This window comes from Streptomyces sp. NBC_01235, from assembly GCF_035989285.1.
Classification (GTDB): Bacteria; Actinomycetota; Actinomycetes; order Streptomycetales; family Streptomycetaceae; genus Streptomyces.
The window spans coordinates 8274011-8296546 of sequence record NZ_CP108513.1 but is presented as its reverse complement, the minus strand read 5'-3'; the positions used below and the strand labels follow the sequence as shown (position 1 = coordinate 8296546).

Annotated in this window: 14 protein-coding genes; 4 read left to right on the top strand and 10 right to left on the bottom strand. The window is 68.9% G+C overall.

What is annotated here, in order from left to right; all coding sequences use genetic code 11:
- Nucleotides 1-181: 181 nt before the first annotated feature.
- Both OG289_RS37375 and OG289_RS37370 read right to left on the bottom strand, forming a co-directional pair.
- Nucleotides 182-1096, bottom strand: a complete 915-nt coding sequence (locus OG289_RS37375) for a carbohydrate ABC transporter permease (RefSeq protein ID WP_442819012.1) — start codon at nucleotides 1094-1096, stop codon at nucleotides 182-184.
- Nucleotides 1093-2082: an ABC transporter permease gene (locus tag OG289_RS37370; RefSeq protein ID WP_327318438.1), complete on the bottom strand. Its 990-nt coding sequence runs from the start codon at nucleotides 2080-2082 to the stop codon at nucleotides 1093-1095. Before OG289_RS37370 ends, OG289_RS37375 begins: the two co-directional genes overlap by 4 nt.
- A 271-nt stretch (nucleotides 2083-2353) precedes the next feature.
- Between OG289_RS37370 and OG289_RS37365 the strand changes: the two genes are divergently transcribed.
- Nucleotides 2354-3346, top strand: coding sequence for an acetylxylan esterase (locus OG289_RS37365; RefSeq protein WP_327318437.1), 993 nt, complete (start codon nucleotides 2354-2356; stop codon nucleotides 3344-3346).
- A 275-nt stretch (nucleotides 3347-3621) separates the two neighbouring features.
- Here the strand turns inward: OG289_RS37365 and OG289_RS37360 are convergent, their stop codons facing one another.
- From OG289_RS37360 to acnA, 4 genes are all read right to left on the bottom strand, one after another.
- A complete protein-coding gene (locus OG289_RS37360; protein WP_327318436.1) occupies nucleotides 3622-4686 on the bottom strand; it encodes a lytic polysaccharide monooxygenase auxiliary activity family 9 protein in 1065 nt (354 codons plus the stop codon).
- A gap of 909 nt (nucleotides 4687-5595) precedes the next feature.
- Entirely contained in the window at nucleotides 5596-7023 is a 1428-nt protein-coding gene (locus tag OG289_RS37355; protein WP_327320921.1) for a sensor histidine kinase, read from the bottom strand.
- A 290-nt stretch (nucleotides 7024-7313) separates the two neighbouring features.
- A complete protein-coding gene (locus tag OG289_RS37350) occupies nucleotides 7314-8039 on the bottom strand; it encodes a response regulator transcription factor (protein ID WP_327318435.1) in 726 nt (241 codons plus the stop codon).
- Nucleotides 8040-8469: 430 nt separating this feature from the next.
- Complete coding sequence (gene acnA, locus OG289_RS37345) at nucleotides 8470-11187, bottom strand: aconitate hydratase AcnA (protein WP_327318434.1); 2718 nt, start codon at nucleotides 11185-11187, stop codon at nucleotides 8470-8472.
- Between the two features lie 373 nt (nucleotides 11188-11560).
- On the opposite strand from acnA, the gene OG289_RS37340 reads away from it, so the two are divergent.
- Nucleotides 11561-12406, top strand: a complete 846-nt coding sequence (locus tag OG289_RS37340; protein ID WP_327318433.1) for a methyltransferase domain-containing protein — start codon at nucleotides 11561-11563, stop codon at nucleotides 12404-12406.
- A 90-nt stretch (nucleotides 12407-12496) separates the two neighbouring features.
- Here the strand turns inward: OG289_RS37340 and OG289_RS37335 are convergent, their stop codons facing one another.
- Complete coding sequence (locus OG289_RS37335) at nucleotides 12497-12694, bottom strand: hypothetical protein (RefSeq protein ID WP_327318432.1); 198 nt, start codon at nucleotides 12692-12694, stop codon at nucleotides 12497-12499.
- Between the two features lie 59 nt (nucleotides 12695-12753).
- On the opposite strand from OG289_RS37335, the gene OG289_RS37330 reads away from it, so the two are divergent.
- Together OG289_RS37330 and OG289_RS37325 are read left to right on the top strand one after the other, a co-directional pair.
- Nucleotides 12754-12954: a DUF4236 domain-containing protein gene (locus OG289_RS37330; protein WP_327318431.1), complete on the top strand. Its 201-nt coding sequence runs from the start codon at nucleotides 12754-12756 to the stop codon at nucleotides 12952-12954.
- A 64-nt stretch (nucleotides 12955-13018) separates the two neighbouring features.
- Complete coding sequence (locus OG289_RS37325) at nucleotides 13019-14548, top strand: helix-turn-helix domain-containing protein (protein WP_327318430.1); 1530 nt, start codon at nucleotides 13019-13021, stop codon at nucleotides 14546-14548.
- A 334-nt stretch (nucleotides 14549-14882) separates the two neighbouring features.
- On the opposite strand, the gene OG289_RS37320 is transcribed toward OG289_RS37325, so the two are convergent.
- The 3 genes from OG289_RS37320 to OG289_RS37310 form a co-directional block, all read right to left on the bottom strand.
- Nucleotides 14883-15461 carry a hypothetical protein gene (locus tag OG289_RS37320; protein ID WP_327318429.1) on the bottom strand — a complete coding sequence of 193 codons (579 nt, stop codon included), beginning with the start codon at nucleotides 15459-15461 and terminating at the stop codon, nucleotides 14883-14885.
- A 19-nt stretch (nucleotides 15462-15480) separates the two neighbouring features.
- Complete coding sequence (locus tag OG289_RS37315; protein ID WP_327318428.1) at nucleotides 15481-15900, bottom strand: hypothetical protein; 420 nt, start codon at nucleotides 15898-15900, stop codon at nucleotides 15481-15483.
- 126 nt (nucleotides 15901-16026) lie between these two features.
- Nucleotides 16027-22434, bottom strand: coding sequence for an RHS repeat-associated core domain-containing protein (locus OG289_RS37310; RefSeq protein ID WP_327320920.1), 6408 nt, complete (start codon nucleotides 22432-22434; stop codon nucleotides 16027-16029).
- Nucleotides 22435-22536 lie beyond the last annotated feature (102 nt).

The following is a 22536-nucleotide window of genomic DNA, read 5'->3' as shown; positions in this document are numbered from 1 at the left end:
GCTGTGCCCAGGGTGCGATGTGGGACCGTCCTGCCGTAGGGCGCTGTCGGGAGCGCAACCCGGTGCGTCTGTCGCCGAGGCTCAGCCCTCATGCGGTTCAGGGGCCGGAAGGCGAGGGACACTCCTTCGTTCTGGTGGTCTGCCGTGCAGGACCGAGGGGCCGGGGGCCTGGGCATCCGGCTCAGCCCTTGACCGCGCCGAGCATCACGCCCGAGACGAAGAAGCGCTGGACGAACGGGTACACACAGAGAATGGGCAGTGACGTCAGCACGATCGTGACCGCCTGGATGTTCGCCCCGACCTGGCTGAGCTCTGCCGTGCCGGCGCCGGCGTTGCCACCCGTGGTGGCGCCCGAGATGAGGTTGCGCAGATAGACGGTGGCCGGCATGAGCTCCGTCCGGTCCATGTAGAGGTACGCCGAGAACCAGGAGTTCCAGAACGACACCGAGTAGAAGAGCACCATCGTCGCGATGACGGCTTTGGACAGCGGCAGCACGATCCTGAGCAGGACGCCGTACGTGCTCAGCCCGTCGATCTCCGCGGCCTCCTCCAGCTCGGTCGGCAGGCTCTCGAAGAAGGCCTTCATCACCAGCAGGTTGAAGACGCTGATCGCGTTGGGCAGCGCGATCGCCCAGACGGAGTTCTTCAGGCCGAGGCTGGTGACCAGAACGTAGTTGGGGATCAGGCCGCCGGTGAAGAACATGGTGAACACGGCGACACCGACGAGGAAACCACGACCCTTGAGGTTTCTCTTCGACAGGACGTAGGCATAACAGGTCGTCAGAACCATGGCGACGACGGTGGAGAGAACCGTGTAGAGCACGGTGTTTCCGTAGTTTCGCCAGAACATCGAGTCCTGGACGACGATCTTGTAAGTGGTGAGGTTGAACCCCTTGGGCCACAGGTTCACTTCACCGGCGCGGATCTGACGTTCGCCGCTGAAGGACCGGGCGACGATGGTGACGAAGGGGTAGAGGGTCACGAGCACGACGAGGGTGAGGATCACTCCGTTGACGCCCTGGAAAACGCGGTAGCCGCGGGTGGGCTGGTTCACGGAGGTGCGCGGACGCGGAGCACGGGGGGTCAGAAGGCTCACCACAGGCTCGTCCCCACTGTGCGTCGCGACAACTGGTTCGCGCCGGTGATCAGCACCAGGCCGATGATCGCTTCGAACAGCCCGATGGCGGCGGCGTAGCTGAAGCTGTTGGACTCGACGCCGGCACGGTAGAGGTAGGTGGAGACCACGTCGGCCGTCGGATAGGTCAGCGGGTTGTACAGCAGCAGGACCTTCTCGAAGCCGACCGCCATGAACGTGCCGATGTTGAGGATCAGCAGCGTGATCATGGTGGGCCGGATTCCGGGCAGGGTGACGTGCCAGATCTGCCGCCAGCGGCTGGCGCCGTCGATGCGGGCGGCCTCGTAAAGGTCCTCGTCGATCGTGGTGAGCGCGGCGAGATAGAGGATCGTGCCCCAGCCGGCGGTCTGCCAGACCTCCGAGCCCACGTAGATCGTGCGGAACCAGCCCGGTTCCTGGATGAACCGGACCGGGTCGTGGCCGAACCAGCCCAGTACATGGTTGACCGGGCCGTCCGTGGCCAGCATCTGCATGGTGATGCCCGCGACGATCACGATCGACAGGAAGTGCGGCAGATACGAAATCGATTGCACGAACCGTTTCAGCGAGCGCCGGCGCACCTCGTTGAGCAGCAGCGCCAGGACGATCGGGATGGGAAAACAGAACACCAGCGTCAGCCCGCCGAGCCACAGCGTGTTGCGGAAGACCTGCCAGAAGGTCGGGTCGGTCAGGAACATCCGCACGTAGCGCAGCCCCACCCACCGCTCCCCCAGGATCGAACCGCCCGGTTCGAAGCGACGGAAGGCGATCACGTTGCCGATCATCGGCAGGTAGCGGAAGACCAGGAAGAACAGCAGCGGCAGCACGGCCAGCGAGTACAGCTGCCAGTCCCGTCGCAGCGCCCGCCGCCAGCCACGCCGCGCGGCCAAAGGCGTGGGACCGTGCCGGGTCTTGGGCGGCCGGTCCTGGGTTCCTGGGGGTGGGGCCGATGTGGTGGAGGTGCTCATGCTCGGGCCTCCCGGGGCGTTCTTCGAAACGCTCGATTCGCAGCGCGTGATCTCGAAACTTTCGTGCCCTTACCGGTAACTCTGCGGCAACGTAAGGGCTCACGGAAAGCGCTGTCAATGGATGCTGCACGGTGGGCTGGTGGGACTTCGTGTGGCGTTGGAATCGCTCACGGGCTGGGTAGAACCGGGAAGTTGGGTGCTACCGTCCTCCGCAAATTTCTGTATGAGCTACGCAACGATCGATCGCCCACAACCCCTGCGAGGTGCCCCCGTGCCCGCGTTCGACCTGACGCTGCCGGAGCTGGAACGCCACCGACCCGAGCCCGACGAACCCGCCGACTTCGACACGTTCTGGAGTGACACCCTGAAGGAGGCCGAGCAGCGGGAGCCGGTGGTGTCGGTACACCCCGTCGAAACCGGTCTCCGTCTGACGCAGACCTGGGACGTGACGTTCCGGGGCTTCGCAGGGGATCCGGTGCACGCCTGGTTGAGCCTTCCAGCCGATGCCCGGGAACCGCTTCCAGCGGTCGTCGAGTACGTCGGCTACGGACGCGGCCGCGGTCTCCCCCACGAGCGCCTGACCTGGGTGAACGCAGGTTACGCCCACCTGCTCATGGACAACCGCGGCCAGGGCGACCAGTACGGCAACGGAGGCGCCACCCCCGACCCGCACGCCACCGCGCCCGGCGGCCCCGGCCCGGCCGTCCGCGGCCTCCTCTCCCCTCGGGACTACCACTACCGCCGTCTGATCACGGACGCGGTGCGCGCGGTGACGGCGGTCCGTGTGCTGCCGGGCGTGGACCCCGCCCGCACGGTCGCCGTCGGAAACAGTCAGGGCGGCGGACTCGCCCTCGCCGTCGCGGGCCTGGTCCCCGACCTGGCCGCCGTCCTCGTCACGGCCCCGCTCCTGTGCGGCATCCGGCGTGCCCTGACCCTCACCGACGCGGGTCCCTACGGCGAGATCGCCGCCTACCTCTCCGTCCACCGCGGCGCCGAAGAAACCGCCTACCGCACGCTCTCCTACGTGGAAGGCGTCTCCTTCGCCCGCCGCGCCCGCGCCCGCGCCCACTTCGGCACGGGTCTGCGCGACACGGTCTGTCCGCCGAGCGGGGCATACGCGGCGTTCAACCGGTACGGGGAGCTGAGCGACGGCACGGATCCACGGAAGGAGATCCACCCGTATCCGTTCAACGGGCACGAGGGGGGTGAGGCCGAGCAGGTGCGTCGCCAACTGCACTGGCTTTCTGCGCAGTTGGCCGACTGACGTCCGGCATCATGTACGTGTGCATCCACGCACCGGGCAAACGCGTTTTCGGCCGAGCGCCCACCAACTCGGTTGGCCCCTACACCCGTTGACCCGGTAGAGTCATCCAGGCGGCGTCGCGACAACGTTGTCGCATTCTCACGACCCCGACCCGTGGCACCGTCCGGGCGGGGACATCCCGGACCGCCCCACTCCCCCCGTTGGGGCAGGCCCGGCTCGCGGACCCGGTGGCACACGACTCGCTGCCCACCGGGTCCGCCCAGAGCGACTGTCGCTCAACCGACCCTGCAGGGAAGGCTTGTGGCGCTGTCACCGCCCGAGCCGGAAACGACGTATCCGAACGTCGCACTCTGGCCCGGACTCAACGAGCCGTTCCAGTCGGCGTTGTGGACCATCACCGCCTGCCCGTTGTAGGTCGCGTTGCCGCTCCAGAGGCTGACCACCGACTGACCGCTGGGCAGCGTCCAGTCGACCATCCAGCCGAGCATCGGGACGTCGCCGGAGTTGGTGACGGTCACCTCGGACTGGTAGCCGCCGTTCCAGCTGTTGGTGGTCCTGCGGGTCGCGGTGCAGGCACCGGGGACGGGCTCGCTGGGGTTGCCCGGTTCGTGGATACCGGTTACCTCACCGTTTCCGCCGTCGAAGACGACGTCGGAGCAGGAGTAGAAGGTCTCGGCACTGTCCGAGCGCTGCCAGACCATGTAGATGATGTGCCGCCCGGACTTGTTGGCCGGGAGTTGGCCGGTCCAGGAGTAGTTGGCCTCGACCGTGCCCGGGCTGCCGTTGAGCGGCGGGTGGTCGACGGAGAGGAAGGGCTGTTCCTCCATGGCGTCCCAGGTGAGGGGCTGGGTCGGGTCGAAGCCGTCCTTGGTGACGTAGACGTAGAACCAGCCCGGGTGCGCCGCCCAGGCGTTGTAGGAGAAGTCGACGGTCGCACCCGAGGTGAGGTGGGTGAGCGGCCAGTCGTCGCGGGCCGCGTTGAAACCGGTGAAGTTGGTGTTTCCGCCGCTGCACAGCTGGCCGTCCGGCACGAAGCCGCGCGTGCGGCCGGCGCCGTCGGAGCGCAGCACCGAGAACCAGTTGTAGAACGGTGTGGTACCGCTTACCTGTTGTGCGTTCTTGCAGGCCGGGTTGATCGGCTTGATCTCACCGGTGTCGGTCAGCCCGTCCTGCCAGCACAGGAAGGTACGGCTGCCGGGTTTCATGGGCGTGCCGTGCGCCTCGGCCTTGCCGCCGGCCGTGACGATCAGGCCGAGGGCGGGGACCGTGGCCAGCAGAGCCAGGAGGACGAGGAGGAGGGCTCGGGTACGTAACCGCGGTTTCGATTCTGACGTGATCATGACAGATTGCATGGCAAATGAGTCCGCCTTCCGTGTACGGACCGTGCGTGCAGGGGGTGCACCACGGGTGCGGGTGCGGCTGCGGGTGCTGAGGCGCGAAGCGGGAGCCTCCCGGACCCGGACCCGACAGGTTCCGGTCCGCCGGGCACGAGCACATGGGAGCGCTCCCACTTCACCTGTGGCGGAAGGTAGCGCTGTACGGCCCACTTGTAAACGGGCGCGTACGGCGCTCCTGTGAGCGTCGGGCGGTCAGTGGCGGCGCGGGGACGTCGGGAGGTGGCGGCGCGGGGACGTCGGGAGGTGCCTGCACGGGGACGTCGGGAGGTCCCGGCGCGGGAGCCCTCGCCGCAGTCGTTGCCGCTGGCCGTGCGCACCACGCGGTGCGGGTGCTGCTGGGCCGGGGCGCCGCCGTTGGTCTCGCTTTGAAGTGCTCTCGCGTCTGAAGCCGGAATTTCCCATCTGCCTTGCGACGGCGGGCTTGACGCGACGAGCGCGCCTGGTCTCACGGACCACGTGGAGTTGGACGAGGACAGCGACCTCGGGGTGGAGTTTCGGCGGCTGCCCGACGTCGGGCGGGAGGCACGCCGGTTCGCCCGCCCGGACATGCTGATACGTGAGCTGGACGGTGGGCTCGTCTTCGTCGGAGCGTGTACGACGGCCGCGCTCGGCGCCTTGCGGGAGGCTCACCCTTCATGGAGGGCGGGGGCGGGGGCGGGGGCTAGTGCGGCCGTCGGCCTTCGCTGATCTCGTACCTCGAAGCCGTCGTTCGGGCGCTGCGGAACGGGACGCCGTCGCACCCTCGCGGGGCCTGCCCCCGCCCAGTCGGTGACGTGCTCACCTGGGACTCCTTCTCGCCTCACCTCGCCTCACCTCACCTCACCGCACCGCGCCTCAGCTCCACATCGCACCTCACCTCACCGATACCCGCGGGCTCCAGGTCAGCGTGGCCGCCCCGGTCTCCCCCGCCAGCGGCAGTTCCACCGTGAACTCCGTACGGCCCGGCTCGCTGCGTACGTCGATGTGGCCGCCGTGCGCTGCCGTGATCGCGGCGACGACGGCGAGGCCGAGGCCGGCGCCGCTGCCCGTGGTTGCCCGGGCGCGGGAGGCGTCGGCGCGGGTGAAGCGTTCGAAGACCGTCGGGAGGAGATCGGACGGGATGCCGGGGCCGTCGTCCCGGACGCGCACGGCGCACATCCCCTGGCGCGCCTCCACCACCGCCACGACGCTGGTGCCAACCGGTGTGTGCACACGGACGTTGGCCAACAGGTTGGCCACCACCTGGTGGAGCCGTGCCTCGTCGCCGAGGACCATGGGCGCCTCGTCGAGGCACAGCTCCAGCTGCCAGTCGTGACCGCCGCCCGCGGCCCGGGCGTCCCACACGGCCTCGGCGACCAGCGCCGCCAGGTCCACTTCGGCGGAGTGCATCGGCCTGCCCTCATCGAGCCGCGCGAGCAGCAGCAGGTCCTCCACCAGGCCCGTCATGCGCGCCGACTCGGCCGTGACCCGACGCCAGGCCAGGCCCGGTTCGATGTGGTCGGTTCCCCGGTTCATCAGCTCCGCGTATCCGGCGATGGAGGCGAGCGGCGTGCGCAGTTCGTGGCTGGCGTCGGCCAGGAAGCGGCGCATGCGTTCCTCGCTGCGGCGCACCCGCTCCTCGCTGCGGCGGCGTTCGGCGAGCGAGGACTCGACGTGGTCGATCATGCGGTTGAGGGCGGCACCGACCCGGCCGGCCTCGCTGCCGGGGTCGGTGTCCCGTTCGGGAACCCGGGTGAGACCGGTTGCCTCGCCGCTGCACAACGGGGCCTGCGAGACCTCGACGGCCGTGGCGGCGACCCTGCCGAGGGGGCGCAGCTGGCGTCGTACGACCACCGCGCACACGCAGCCGGCCACCGTCAGACCCGCCGCGGCCACGACCGCCTCCACCACCACCAGGCCGCTGATCATGTCCTGGACGTCGTCCATCGGCAGACCGGTGAGGACGCGGACGCCGTTGTCGTCGAGGGCGGTGATGCGGTACATACCCAGGCCCGGAACCGTCCTCGTGTGCAGGCCGCCGTCGTCCTCGATGCCTACCAGAGAGGCGATCTGACTGTCCGACAGATTTCGCGGCGGCGCGTCCTGGCCCACCGTCGCCGCCGCGACGACGGTGCCGTCGGCGTCCAGGCGGGCGGCGAGCATGCCGGCCGGGTGGCCGCTCTCGTCGAGGAAGGTCAGGTCCTGGGTCAGGTCCGGGTGGAGTGAGGCGTCGCCCAGGCTGCGTTCCGCGGCGTTCGTGACGCGGTCGTCCAGGTTGCCCAGCAGGTAGGAGCGCTGGGCGAAGACGGTGGTGAGCGCCATCGCGGCGCACACCGCGACGAGAACGGCGCTGATGAAGATCAGCAGGCGGGTGCGCAGGGAGCCGCCCCACGGACGGGCAATCCTCGGACGGGCAATCCTCGGACGGTCGCCCCTCAGGCGGGCATCCTTCAGTCGGGCGTCCCGCGAACGGACACCCTTCAGGCGGGCATCCGGCAAACGGGCATCCTTCAGCCAGTTGCCCCGCAGGCGGGCACCCCTCAAGCGCTCGCCCCTCAGGCGGTCTCCCCGCGGACGGGCCGGTTTCAGGCTGTCGCCGCGCGTACGGATCCTCATCCCCCGTCCTCCACCGGCCTGATGGCGTACCCCAGGCCACGCACGGTGTGGATCACCGGTGAGCGGCCTCGGTCGAGTTTCCCGCGCAGGCTGGAGACGTACACCTCGACGAGGTCTCCGCCGCCGTCGAAGGAACTGCTCCAGACGTGGTCGAGGATCTGCGTCTTGCTCAGCACCTGCCGCGGGTGCTCCATGAGCAGGCTGAGCAGGTCGAACTCCTTGGCGGTGAGGGCGATCCGGACGCCGTCGCGGCGCACCTCGCGGGACTCCCCGGTCAGCACCACGTCGCCGAGGACGCGTACGGAGTCGTCGGTGCGGGTGCGTTCGGCGCCGGACCGGCGCGGGAGTCCGCGCAGCCGCAGCACGGCCTCCTCGAGGGAGAACGGTTTCGTGACGTGGTCGTCGGCGCCGTTCTCCAGCCCGTCGACGCGGTGTTCCAGGGCGTCGCGGGCGGTGAGCACGAGGACGGGCAGCTCGGGGCTCTCGTCACGCAGGCGGCGCGGCACCTGGACGCCGTCCAGGTCGGGCAGCATCCCGTCGAGGGCGGCGGCGTGCGGGGCGCAGCCACGCGCGATTCTGGACGCGCTGTGCCCGTCGGGGGCCGGGTAGGGCCGCCGGCCCGCCTCGGTGACGGCCACGGACAGCACTTCGGTGAGCACGGGCTCGTCGTCGACGATCAGAACGCGGACCCGTCCGCTTCGGGTACCGGAGATGCCAGCCATGTCCTGATCCTGTCCCGGTCGGCTGGGGGAACGCTGTGCTCCGACTGAGCCGGAGCCGTGCGAACGGATGGGCAACCGGCTACGACCGCGTTGCCCGGTCCGTGGGACATCCGCCGCCGCACCGCAGACCGTCACCCTCATCACCGGCGACGCTGTGTCGCTCACCACCGGACCGGACGGCACATACGCCGTCGCCGTCCGACGGATGAAGGACGAGGCGGTGGCCCGTCATATGGGGGTGAGCCCGAGGACCCTGCGGCGGCGGGTGAGCGAGTTGCAGGACCGGCTGGGGGGCGGGGAGCCGGTTCCAGCCAAGGGTGCGGGCGGCTCAACGGGGCCGGCTGCAGGGGGAGGCACGCGCGAAGGGCCGCACCCCCGTCACCGGGGATGCGGCCCTCGACCCGCCTTGCCGTATCGCCTGCCGAACCGCTTACTTGCGGATCAGGCTGCGCAGCACGTACTGCATGATGCCGCCGTTGCGGTAGTAGTCGGCCTCACCGGGGGTGTCGATGCGGACGACCGCGTCGAACTCGACACCGGTGTCGGTGGTGACCTTGACCGTGCGCGGCGTGGTGCCGTTGTTGAGTTCCTCGACGCCGGTGAAGGAGAAGGTCTCCTCGCCGGTCAGACCGAGGGACTCGGCGGAGGCGCCCTCCGGGAACTGGAGCGGGAGGACACCCATGCCGATGAGGTTCGAGCGGTGGATGCGCTCGTACGACTCGGCGATGACGGCCTTGACGCCGAGGAGCGCGGTGCCCTTGGCGGCCCAGTCGCGGGACGAGCCGGAGCCGTACTCCTTGCCGGCCAGGATGGCCAGCGGGGTGCCCTGCTCGATGTAGTTGCGGGAGGCGTCGTAGATGAACGACACCGGACCGCCGTCCTGCGTGAAGTCGCGGGTGTAGCCGCCTTCCGTGCCCGGCGCGATCTGGTTGCGCAGGCGGATGTTGGCGAACGTACCGCGGATCATGACCTCGTGGTTGCCTCGGCGGGAGCCGTAGGAGTTGAAGTCACGACGCTCCACACCGTGCTCGGTGAGGTACTTGCCGGCCGGGGTGTCGGCCTTGATGGCGCCGGCCGGGGAGATGTGGTCGGTGGTGACCGAGTCGCCCAGCTTGGCGAGGACGCGGGCGCCCGTGATGTCGGAGACCGGGGTGGTCTCCATCGTCATGCCCTCGAAGTACGGGGGCTTGCGGACGTAGGTCGACTCGGCGTCCCACTCGAAGGTGTTGCCGGTCGGGATCGGCAGCGCCTGCCACTGGGCGTCGCCCGCGAAGACGTCCTGGTAGGACTTGTTGAACATGTCCTCGCCGATGGCGTTCGCCACGACCTCGTTGACCTCGGCCTCGGAGGGCCAGATGTCCTTCAGGTAGACCGGGTTGCCGTCCTGGTCGATGCCGAGGGCGTCCTTGGTGATGTCCACCTTCATGGAGCCCGCGAGGGCGTACGCGACGACCAGCGGCGGGGAGGCCAGGTAGTTCATCTTGACGTCGGGGTTGATCCGGCCCTCGAAGTTCCGGTTGCCGGAGAGGACCGAGGTGACCGCGAGGTCGTGGTCGTTGACGGCCTTGGAGACCTCCTCCGGCAGCGGGCCGGAGTTGCCGATGCAGGTGGTGCAGCCGTAGCCGACGAGGTTGAAGCCGACCTTGTCGAGGTACGGGGTGAGCCCGGCCTTGTCGAAGTAGTCGGTGACGACCTTGGAACCCGGGGCGAGGGTGGTCTTGACCCACGGCTTGCGGGTCAGGCCCTTCTCCACGGCCTTCTTCGCGACGAGCGCGGCGGCGACCATGACGTACGGGTTGGAGGTGTTGGTGCAGGAGGTGATGGCCGCGACCGTCACCGCACCGTGGTCGATCTCGTACGTCGAGCCGTCGGGGGCGGTCACGGTGACCGGGTTGGACGGGGCGCCGTTGGGGTGGTTGGCCGGGGCGTCGGAGGCCGGGAAGGACTCTTTGCCCGCCTCGTCGGCGGTGTCGACGTAGTTGCGGACGTCCTGCTTGAACTGCTCGGCGGCGTTCGCGAGGACGATGCGGTCCTGCGGGCGCTTCGGGCCGGCGATCGACGGGACGACGGTGGAGAGGTCCAGCTCGAGCTTCTCGGAGAAGTCCGGCTCGGCCTTCGGGTCCAGCCACAGGCCCTGCTGCTTGGCGTACGCCTCGACGAGCGCGACCTGCTGGTCGCTACGGCCGGTCAGGCGCAGGTACTTCAGGGTCTCGTCGTCGATCGGGAAGATCGCGGCGGTGGAGCCGAACTCCGGCGACATGTTGCCGATGGTGGCGCGGTTCGCGAGGGAGGTGGCGGCGACGCCCTCACCGTAGAACTCGACGAACTTGCCGACGACGCCGTGCTTGCGCAGCATCTCGGTGATGGTGAGCACGAGGTCCGTGGCGGTGGTGCCGGCGGGCAGCTCGCCGGTGAGCTTGAAGCCGACGACGCGCGGGATGAGCATCGAGACCGGCTGGCCGAGCATCGCGGCCTCGGCCTCGATGCCGCCGACGCCCCAGCCCAGCACACCGAGACCGTTGACCATGGTGGTGTGCGAGTCGGTGCCGACGAGGGTGTCGGGGTAGGCCTGGCCGCCTCGGACCATGACCGTACGAGCGAGGTGCTCGATGTTCACCTGGTGGACGATACCGGTGCCCGGCGGGACGACCTTGAAGTCGTCGAAGGCGGTCTGGCCCCAGCGCAGGAACTGGTAGCGCTCCTTGTTGCGCCCGTACTCCAGCTCGACGTTCTGCGCGAAGGCCTCGTTGGTGCCGAACTTGTCGGCGATGACGGAGTGGTCGATGACCAGCTCGGCCGGGGAGAGCGGGTTGACCTTCGCCGGGTCGCCGCCGAGCTCCTTGACGGCCTCGCGCATGGTGGCGAGGTCGACGACACAGGGCACGCCGGTGAAGTCCTGCATGATCACGCGGGCCGGCGTGAACTGGATCTCCTGGCTGGGCTGGGCCTGCGAGTCCCAGTCGCCGAGGGCACGGATGTGGTCGGCGGTGATGTTCGCGCCGTCCTCGGTACGGAGCAGGTTCTCCAGCAGCACCTTCAGGCTGTACGGAAGGCGAGCCGAGCCTTCCACCTTGTCCAGCCGGAAGATCTCGTACGACTCGTCGCCCACCTGCAGCGTGCTGCGGGCGTCGAAGCTGTTCGCCGACACGACAGTCTCCTTCATTGATGTGCGCGTACCACCGCATCCTGCCGTCACGCGGGCTTGGCCGATCCGCTGAGGTCAGGCTAAGTTAGGTAACCCTTACCAGGGTGGCGGCTGCGGTGCGCCTCGGCAGATATCTCGATGTCGAGATAACTCTAGTACATGGGGGCTGGATGGTCATGCCTGGGCTCGCTGCCTTGTCTCAGCAGTCCTGTCCGACTCACCGGAGAGTGCGAGCGAAATCCCCACGTTCTGCACCCGCTCAGCCGCTGATGCCCTGTGCCCTCCACCCCTCTCTCCCCGCTGCTGCTGATATTGCCGAGTGGCGAACCGACGCCTACATGGCCGGCTCATGGACATGGAATGGAGCGGATGTGACATGCCTGATGGGTGGCAGTGGGACAGAACCCTGTTCCAGGGAAGTGCGGCCTACTACGAGCGGGGCCGACTGCCGTACGCCCCCGGCTTCGCCGAAACGCTGGCCACGGCGCTGGGTCTGGACGGCCGGGGCCGACTCCTGGACGTCGGCTGCGGGCCCGGCACCGTGATCCTCGCCCTGGCACGGTTCTTCGCCGAGGCGGTCGGCATCGACCCGGATGAGGACATGCTGGCCGAGGCCGAGCGGCAGGCCAGGCGTCGTGGGGTGACCAACGTGCGGTGGACGGCGGCCCGCGCCGAGGACCTCCCGGCCGGTCTGGGCGAGTTCCGGGTCGTGGTGTTCGCCCAGTCCTTCCACTGGACGGATCGCGATCGCGTCGCCGCCACCGTGCTGGAGATGCTGGAGCCGGGAGGCACGTTCGTCCACGTGAGCGACCTCAAGAATCCGCCCGCGGCAACGACACCGCTGCCGCTGCCCGCTCCCCCCTACGCGCAGATCGGCGACCTCGTGCGGCGGTACCTGGGGCCGGTCCGCCGCGCGGGGCAGGGAACGCTCGTCAACGGCACACCGAACCGGGAGGACCTCGTCCTGGCGAAGGCCGGGTTCGAGAACTTCGAACGACATGTCGTGCCGGCCGGCGACGTGATCGTCCGCACCGCGGACGACCTCGTGGCGTGGGCGTTCTCCCGGTCCGACTCCGCCCCTCATCTGTTCGGCGACAGACGGGAGGAGTTCGAACAGGACCTGCGCGCCATGCTGCGCCAGGTGTCGCCCGACAACCGCTTCACGGAGCATCTTCCGGCGACCGAGATCATGACCTGGCGCACACCGCATCGCGAGGGATGACGGCAACGGGCAGAAGCGCACGTCTGCCCCAACCGCTCCCACGCCCCCTCCCCCTCCCCGACCCGTCCCTCGCTCCCCCGTCCCGCCGGGTCAAAGCCGGAGTCCGTACTCGGCCGGCCATGCCGACAACTCCCGGCGGGAGGCCCGGACGAACCTCCCGCCGGTGAAGCGCACGTCGTCCGTGACCTCGGCCACGCACTCTGCGACGGTCGTGGTGGCGATGGTGGTGACGGCAGGACGGGACGGCGGTGGGACGACGGTGCGGGACGATGCCCGAACGGGCGTCATGGGTCCGCCGAGCCGGGGTAGACGGGAGCGGACAGGCACTCCCCGACGAAGGAGGCCCGATGGCCCTCACTTTCCGCAAGAGTTTCCGCATCCTTCCCGGCGTCCGGCTGAACATCAACCGGCGGTCGTGGTCCATCACGACGGGCGGCGGACGGCACGGTCCGCGTCATACGCACAGCAGTACGGGACGTCGTACGACTTCGATTGATTTGCCCGGACCTTTCGGGTGGCGTCGTACGCGGACCGCCAAGCGCCATTGACGAGACGTCACCCGAACGGACCCCTCAAGAGGCGCCATCTCATATCTGAGATAACCTCAGCCTCATGGCAGACGACTACCTCGTACGCATCGGCAAGCTCATCCGTGACGCCCGGCAGCACCGGGGCTGGACACAGGCACAGTTGGCCGAGGCGCTCGGAACCAGCCAGAGTGCCGTCAACCGCATCGAGCGGGGCAACCAAAACATCAGCCTTGAGATGATCGCTCGAATCGGTGAAGCGCTGGACAGCGAAATCGTCTCTCTGGGCTATGCGGGACCGATGCACCTGCGTGTCGTGGGCGGCCGTCGACTGTCCGGCGCGATCGACGTGAAGACCAGCAAGAACGCGTGCGTGGCCCTGCTGTGCGCCTCGCTGCTCAACCAGGGGCGCACGGTGCTGCGCCGGGTCGCCCGGATCGAGGAGGTCTACCGCCTGCTCGAGGTCCTCAACTCCATCGGTGTACGGACGCGTTGGATCAACGACGGCGTGGACCTGGAGATCGTGCCGCCGGCCGAGCTGGACATGGCGGCGATCGACGCCGAGGCCGCCGTGCGCACCCGTTCCATCATCATGTTCCTCGGCCCGCTGCTGCACCGCATGGACCACTTCAAGCTGCCGTACGCCGGCGGCTGCGACCTCGGGACGCGGACGATCGAGCCGCACATGATCGCGCTGCGTCGGTTCGGGCTGGAGGTGGCGGCGACGGAGGGGCAGTACCACGCCGTCATCAACCGTGCCGTCCGCCCGGACCGGCCGATCGTGCTGACCGAGCGCGGAGATACGGTTACCGAAAACGCGCTCCTCGCGGCCGCCCGGTACGACGGCGTAACCGTTATCCGCAACGCCTCTTCCAACTACATGGTCCAGGACCTGTGTTTCTTCCTGGAAGCGCTCGGCGTCAGGGTCGAGGGCATCGGCACCACCACGCTCACCGTGCACGGGGTGCCGGCCATCGACGTCGACGTGGACTACTCGCCCTCCGAGGACCCGGTCGAGGCGATGAGCCTGCTGGCCGCCGCCGTCGTAACGGAGTCGGAGCTCACGGTGCGCCGGGTGCCCATCGAGTTCCTGGAGATCGAGCTGGCGGTCCTGGAGGAGATGGGGCTCGACCACGACCGTACGCCGGAGTACCCGGCCGACAACGGCCGTACCCGGCTGGTGGACCTCACGGTCCGGCCCTCCAAGCTGGAGGCGCCGATCGACAAGATCCACCCGATGCCGTTCCCCGGCCTGAACATCGACAACGTCCCGTTCTTCGCCGCCATCGCGGCCGTCGCGCAGGGCAAGACCCTCATCCACGACTGGGTCTACGACAACCGCGCGATCTACCTGACGGACCTGAACCGGCTCGGCGGACGGCTCCAACTCCTCGACCCGCACCGGGTGTTGGTCGAGGGACCGACGCGTTGGCGCGCCGCCGAGATGATGTGCCCGCCGGCCCTGCGTCCGGCGGTGGTCGTCCTGCTGGCGATGATGGCGGCGGAGGGCACGTCCGTGCTGCGCAACGTGTACGTGATCAACCGCGGCTACGAGGACCTGGCCGAGCGGCTGAACTCCATCGGGGCGCAGATCGAGATCTTCCGGGACATCTGAAGGTCGTCGGAGAAAGCGCCGTCACACCCCTACTGACCTGCATGAACGCGACACGGGAGGGGAGGTGGCGGCGCCTCTGGGACTTTTCTGGGACTTTTGGCCGGGACCGAAGGCTTCCGGTCGCTGCGCACTCGACATGGTGCGTCATCGCAGAGGTGTCGGCCTGAGCGAGTCACGGAAGAGGCCGGGGCAGGACCTGCTTCTCGGCTCGCTGCCCCGAGCTTGCTCAACCCCACGACCAGATGCCGCCGACCTGCGCGGACAGGGCTTTCGGCAGGCACAGGGCCCCGGTCGACGTCATCGACGTGCACGCGGGCTCGTGGTCCTTCGAGGATCACGCGAGCTTGACGACGATCCCGATGTAGAGGGAAACAGAGACCGCCAGCGAGAGAAAGACGGTCACGGTGTGGACTGTGCGATGCCGTCGTTCCCCGAGACCGAGATGAGCGCGGGCGGCGGCGGTGACGTGCGGCCCGCCCCGCGCTTCACCGCCCGCGCTTTGCAGGGCGCGCACCAGAGCCCGTTGGCTCTTGGCCGAGGTGAGGCCGAGGCGCACACCGTCGCTGTCGCGCACCACGACCGCGCGAGAAGGGCCGTTGTAGCTGAAGGTGGTGAGCAGTCGGACATCTTTGATGCGCTTGAGATCCACCGACCGCTCACCGGTCAGCGTCCGGGCGGTCACGCGGGACATCGAACAGCGGACCAGGCTGGTTTCCCGACACAGCTCCGATATCAGCAGGAAACCGATGATTCCGCCGATCAGGGCGCAGATCACGGATGCACCGGCCGGAATCGGACTCACCAGCGCCAGCAGCCGCGCCACGAAGGGCGAAAGGATGAGGAGGACAGCCACAGAGGCCGCCGTCCGCGCGCGTGACCGGGCCACGGCCGGGGCTGTCTCGGTGGAGTTCACGGGAGCAGCGTAGAGCGGATCAGGTCCTGGTCCGCCGTGAGCCCCCTGCCCGATTCGCCCGGCGGGCCGCCAGCACCCCGAGGTCGGAGCGCATGTGCGGCGGTACGACGAACTTCGGGGCGTTGAACAGGACGACACTCACCTCGCACAGCAAGCAGAGAAGCACGGTGACCAGCGCTACGGCGAAGAGGGCGGTCGACGGGCCGGACATGTCGACGTCCAGGAGGCCCAGGAAGAGAAGGACCGTGACCCCCCAGAGGGAGACGACGGTGAGGGCGAGGGACCGTATCTCTCCTCGCTTGACCTCCTTGCCGAACGGCATGAAGGAAAAGGTCGCCATGAAGTGCTCGACCAGGTCGGCGTCGCGCCACAGTTGGGCGACCTTCCAGGTCATGAACGCGGACCCGGCCACGAAGAAGAGCCCGATGAAGTACTGCATTGCGCGATCCTTCCATGTGTCGCTGATGCTCGGCTCCCCTACCGGGAGAGAGCCGCCGGGCGGGCTCCGAGGTCACGTCCTCGTCCTCCCGAGCCCGCCCGACGCCTGCTCACTCCGGTCCAGCGGTCAGCTGAACCAGCCCTTCACGCTCTTCCAGCCCTTCGACATGGCGTTGTTGATCGGGCCCGACGCCAGGATGCCGGTGACGGCTCCCGCACCCGCCCCGATGGCTCCGCCGATGACCGTGCCCACGCCGGGCGCGATGGCGGTGCCGATCGCCGCCCCGAGCGTGGCGCCCACCTTGGTCGTACCCAGGACCACGGCTGTGTCGACCGCGGTCTCGGCTGCCGTCAGGGGGATGTCACCACCGGTGGACTGGTAGTTGGAATAGGCGGTGAACGCGATACCGCCCACCAGCAGCCCCCTGCTGGCGACCCCCATCCACTTGCTGCTCCCGACGGCTGCCACGCGCCGGAGACCGGGGTTGTCCCGCATCGCCTGCAGGATCTGGTTGGACTGCCGGGTGGACCGCATCGCGGCCTTGGCGTCGGTGGTCAGGCTGCCCGCCTGGGTGAAGGCCGACTGGACGTAGGAGCCCGAGGTCATGACTCCGTTGCCCGCGTTGCAGACGTAGTTCTGCACCTTGGACGCGATCCCGCAGTTGGCCGAGAAGGACAGCAGCGGAACCGGGTCGGGGCCCATGAGCAGGGGCGGCTGGGAGGGCGGCCCGTACACCGGGCCGCTGCAGGCCGCCATCGGAGGCGCCCCGCAGGAGGGCGGGCCGTAGACCCCACCACCGCCCGTGCCGCCGCCCCCGTTGCCGCCACCGCCACCGCCGCCGCCGTTGCCGCCGCCACCGCCGTTGCCCGGATATTCCGGGCACTGCGGATTGATCACGCTGGGGCAGGGTGCCGGCTGGTTCCCGCCGGTGCTGATGGGGACGCCGTTGCGGCACGGGATGGTGCCGTCCCGGCATTCGGGGACGCCTTCACCGGTCGGGTCGGCGAACGTGGCGGGATTGTTGTTGGAGTAGGCGTACCCGTTCAGGGACTGGCCCTGATCCGTGCTGAGTTTCGGGTCGACGCTGATGAACTGGCCGATCTTGGGATCGTACTCCCGGGCATCGACATGCGTGAGGCCCGTTTTGGCGTCGTTGGTCTTGCCCAGGAAGCCCTTGTCGTCCGGCCAGGCGCCGCCGGTCGTCGCGCCGCGGTCCTCGCCGAACGGTGTCATCCGGCGCTTGGTGACCGTCTGGGCGCTGTCCGCGGACACCGCCAGGCTCTGGGTCCCCTGATGGTCTCCGGCGAGATAGCTGAGCTTGTTGGTCCCGGACTCATTGCTCCGGATCGCGATGGTCAGGCTGCCCGAGGAGTAGGCGCGCTGGGCCCAGGTGCTGCCGCTCGCCCTCAGGTGGAGTTCGGTGTTGCCCGTGTACAGGACGCGTTCGCCGCCCTCCGCGCTCCGGATCAGGAGCTTGCCGTCGGCGTCGTAGATGTAGTCGGTCTTCTTGCCGTTCTCGGTGAGCTGGGAGAGCCGCCCCTCCGGTGACCAGACCAGGTCCTGCTTGGCCGTCGGGCCGGGCCGGGAGGTGGTGTTGCCCGAGTTGTCGTAGCCGTATCCGGTGTCGGGTGCGGTGCAGTTCGCCGTCTTGCTGGTGCCCGACAGGACGTGCGGCCTTCCCTCCTTGTAGCAGTACGTGTTGGTGGTGTCGCCGGTCGTCCTGTGCTGGATCTCGGCGGTGCGCTGCCCGCCCTGGCTGTACTGGTAGTCGGTCCAGTAGGGCGCGGGGCCGGAGAGGCTCGACGCGCTGGGCGCGTCGGAGCACTTCTGCGAGGAGGGTGTCCAGGCGCTCTTCAGCCGGCGGTTGCCGTCGTAGCCGAGGCACTGTGTCTCGGCCGCGCTCGTGCCCCCGAGGGTGGTCGGGTCGGAGATGGCCGTGATGTTGCCGGCCTGGTCGAAGGTGTAGTTGAGGTCCATCAGCATGTACGGGTGGGTCTGGTCCGTGACATGCGTGTCGGTGAGCCGGTCGGTGCCCTCCTCGAAGGTGTTGGTGACATAGACCTTCTTGGCGGCTTCGGTGTTCTGCGTGCCCAGCGTGTACTGCTGGGCGAGACCGAGGGCCGAGTAGTCGGCAGCCAGCAGATAACCCGTACTGCCGGTGATCGAGGTGACCTGGCCGAGCGGGGTGTAGCCGTAGTCGATGCTCTCGGCCGCCAGCCCGCCCAGCGCGGGCTCCTGGTTGTTGCCGAGCGTGCCGTCGAGGCGGTACGCGCTGGAGAACGAGATCGTGGCCGGTGCGCCCGCGGTGACCAGCGGATCGTCGGCGGGCAGCGTGAGGGTGGTGGCCGTCGGACGGTCGAGGGTGTCGTAGCCGGTGACCGTCTTGGTGTACGCCTTCCCGGCCCTGCCGCCCACGAAGCGGGTGTTGGAGGTCGGCCGGCCCTTGAGCACGGTGTCGTAGGTGTACTCGGTGAGCTGGTGGGCGTCGTCCTGGACGCCGTCCCAGGTACCGGTCGTCCGCCCGATCTCGTCATACGCGGTCAGGACGGTCTTGCCCCGCGAGTCCGTGCTCCTGACGACGCGGTCGAGGTCGTCGTAGCCCATCGTGGACGTGCCCTTGTCGGGGTCACTGACACTGGTCTGCCGGCCGAGGAGATCGAACCCGTAGGTCCACTGGGCACCGTCGGGTCCGGTGATGCCGCTTTCCTTGTCGTCCAGCGTGTGCTGGTACTTCGTGGCGCTGTAGCCGACACCGACGCCGCCGCCGAACTGGCTGTCGGTCGGGCTCGGGCCCGCGTACTCGCGCTTCTCCACGTCCCTTCCCCGTGCGTCGGTGAGGGTTCGGGTCGCTGTGCCGCCCTGCTGAGCGGTGACCGCGGTCGAATCACCGGTGTACGAGGTGGTGGTGGTCCACTTCTCCACGCCGTAGACGAGGAGTTCGCTGGACGTGGTGCGCTCGGCCCCGTCGTAGACCGTCTCGGTCTGCTTGGGTGCCTCACCGTACTCGGCCCTGGTGTAGGTCGAGTTCGGCGCCGAAGTGGTGTCGAAGATCTGCTCGTACTTCTCGTAGGCCAGGCCCCGGGTGTCGTAGCGGGTGTCGCTGAGAAGCCGTCCGCCCTTGGGGCTGGGCGACTGCTCCTGGAGGGGGCGCAGCAGCGAGTCGTAGAGGGTGTAGGTGGTGTTGTACGTTTCACCGTCCGCCTTGAGCGATGCGGAGGACACCCAGGACTGCTTGGCGGCGCTGAGGTTGTAGCCGAACTTCTGTGTCGGGCTGTAGCCGCCGGCCCGGTTGCGGTTGGGCCGCCACACGTCGGTCAGCCGGCCGAGGCTGTCGTACGCGAGCTCGGTCTTCTTCAGATTCGCGTCGTAGATCCGCAGGTCGAGGCCGCGGCGCGGGTCCATGAAGGAAGTGGTGGCCTGCGTCTTGGGGTTGGTGACGACTTTCTTGGTCAGCGGGCCCGCCGCGGTCGGCGTGTAGGCGGTGGTGGTGGTCTTCTCCAGCGCGTCCGTCACGGAGGTGACGCGGCCGAAGGTGTCGTAGCCGGTGCTCTCGACCTTCTGCCAGCTCGGGACGGTGGAGCTGTAGCTCTTGGCCCTGCCCTTCCAGGTCTTCAGGCCCTTCGTCGGCTTCATGGTCGTGGACCAGGTGGCGCCGTCGTAGGCGGTGGCGGTGTCGGACAGCACATCGCCGCGGGTGGCCGAGGAGGTGGGCAGGTTCAGGCTGCTGTCGGCCACCGAGCAGGGTTTTGCGACCACGCGCTCGCGGGAGACCTGGCTGATCAGGCCGAGGCTGTCGTCGCGTGCGTACCAGGTGCGGGTGCAGGTCTCGTCGCCGGTCTTGGTGTCGTCTCCGCTGTCGTCGGCCTGGTAGACCATGCCGTAGCTGTCGTAGCTCTTCTGGACCGTGCGGGAGCGCCAGGTGCCCGGCACCGTGAGATAGGTGTGGGTGATCTCCTTCTTGGGCTGTACGAAGTAGGCGACGGCGTCCCCGGCTCCGGGCACCGTCTGCCGGGCGGTCTCCGCCGACCAGGGCTCACTCGAGGTGGCGCTGATGGCGGTGGACCCGCTGTAGGTGACCTTCTCCCTCAGATGGCCGGCGTACTGGTCGCTGTCCTTCAGCGTGGCGAGGCCCAGGTCGGGTGCGGGGAGCGGGGCGAGGTTCACCGAGCGGGTGGTGCCGTCCTTCAGTTTGGCGCCGTCCATGCCCTGCATGTACTGGGAGACGGTCTTCGAGCGGGTGGTGTTCAGCGCGCCCTTGTACTCGGAGACCTCGCGGTAGCCGCGCCAGTCGGACCAGGTCCGCTCGTCCTTCGGTACGAAGGGGTCGTCGCTGTAGTTCCACGCGGCGCCGCTGTAGCTGTAGGCGTGCTCGACGGATTCGTTCTGGCCCGCCGGGTCGGACACCGTGACGGCGAGGACCCGGTACTTCTGGAACCAGTCCACGGACGCGTCCGCGGCGCCGTTGATGTGCCAGTACAGGGGATAGCAGGAGCGGGTGTTGGTGTCCTCGGCCGCGCCGAGCACCTCGCTGCGCGCGCATTCCGGGGAGGACAGGGTCACCGTGGTGATCGCGCCGGTCTCCGAGGTGACGGTCGAGATGCGCGGGCGGGTCAGCGGCAGGATGTCGTCGGTGCCGTCCACCCGGTTGGGACGCATCTGATAGGTGAACGTGACCGGGTTCATCGCGATGTCGGTGCCGGCCTTGCCGGTCCGCTTGATGGACTTCAGGGTGAGCACCTGGTCGGAGGTGTCGCCGATGTCCCCGCCGTCCAGGTACTGCTGCTCCAGCACCCAGGAGTCCACCGGATCGTAGGCGCTCGTCGAGGCGTTCCAGGAGGAGGTGTCGATGGAGGTCATCCGCTTGCGGGAGAAGAACGAAGGGCCTACGGCCAGACAGTCCGTGTCGCCGCTGGAGCAGATCGCGTCGAAGGGTACGTCCGGCCAGTTGTCGGCGGTGTCCTTGGTCAGCGAGGAGCAGTCGGCAGCCGTGCACCGCTCGGCGTATCCGAAGGTGACCTTGGCGTCGGCGTCGTCCGTGAAGAGCGCACCCTTGCGCAGCCCGTACTTGATCTCCTTCAGGTAACCGCCGCGCGTGTAGGCGGCGTTGGCGGAGGACGCCTTGTTCTTCTTGTAGTAGTCGCCTTCCTTGGCGTACCAGTACGTGGCCGCGTTGCCGGAGGTGTCCTCCACGTAGTCGAGGTTCCAGCGCCAGGCCTGGTTCAGCGACCGGTCCGCGAAGTCGGTGCCGCCCGAGTAGCCGGGTTCGCCCTCGTCGTCACCGAAGACCGGGACGGTCCAGGTGGAGTTGGTGCGCTCGGTGGTGGCGCCGTCGAGCTTGTCGAGGCCGAAGACGTACTTGGTGCCGTCGCCGGTGATGACGGTCCAGTACTCGCCGTTGTCGTCCCCGTTGTCGGCGCCGGTGGAGCGGGTCACCGTGGAGGCGTCGTCGTTCTCCAGCCGCCACTTGCCGGTCGTCCCGTCCTTGACCAGCCGGGACGACGATCCGTTGAGGACCAGCCGGGCGTTGTCGTACTTCCAGCACTCGTCGTGGATGCCGTCGTGGCCGTCCGCGTCGCAGCTGCCGTAGGTGCGCTCGATGTAGGACTCGCTGAGGGCGAAGCCCTCACCGACCGAGGTCCCCTGGTTGTTGGTGGTCGCGTTCTGGCCGTCGACGCTCCCTGAGCTGTACGCGAGGGAGAGCTGCGGGGCCGGTCCGGCGGCCGCGGGCGGCACGCTGAAGTCGTACTTCCAGGTGAAGGAGCCGGAGCTGCCGCCCGCCTCCCAGGACGCCGACGGGGACAGGGCGGTGGCCGAGTAGTCGCCACGGCCGTTGGGGGCCTGGCCCGTGCCCGTTGCGGTGGCGGTGAGGGCGAGGACGGTCGCCGTCGTGGCGTCGGTGGCGGCCGCATCCGAGGTGCGGCTCGCGGGGAGGGTGAGCGGCGCGGTGACCGTCTGCCGACCGGTGCTGTTACGGGAGGGCAGCGGGGTCTGCTTGCGGCACTCGGCCTTGGCGGGGGTGGTCAGTGCGCAGCCGGGCAGCTGGACCAGCCGCAGCCGCTGCGCCCAGCCGCCGCCGATCGCGCCGGCCAGGTTCCGGTAGTCCACGGAGACTTCCGCACGCCCGGCCGCATCGGCCTCGGCCTTGAACAGCACACCGGTGACACCGGCCGCGTCCGCGGCGGCGGTGTCCAGGACCGTGAACCGCATCCCGGTCCCGGCCGGGGCAGCGGCCTTGCCGCCCGGGGTGCGGACCGTGAGCGGCAGCCCGCCGGGCGCCGCCGGGACGGGAGCCGAGCCGTTCGTCCGGACGGTCGCGGAGCCCTTCTTCGGCCAGGCGGAACGCTGCTCCTTCAGCGCCCGGGCGGCCTGCCCCGCGTTCTCCCTCTGGTCCTTGGCGACCTGGGCTCGTGCCTTCTTGGCGCCCAGGCCCTCGACCTGCTTGACCTTGCTGACCCGCTGCTCGGGCAGCTCGGGCCGGCCGAGGCCGCCGCCCGTCGCGTGTGCGACCGGGGCCAGCCCGACCGGGACGGCCATGGCCAGCGACACCACGGTGACCGTGGATCGGACGCGGTGTCTTCGTATCCCGTCCCGGACGGAACGCGCCACACTCATTGATCTTGATCTGACTCTGCGCCA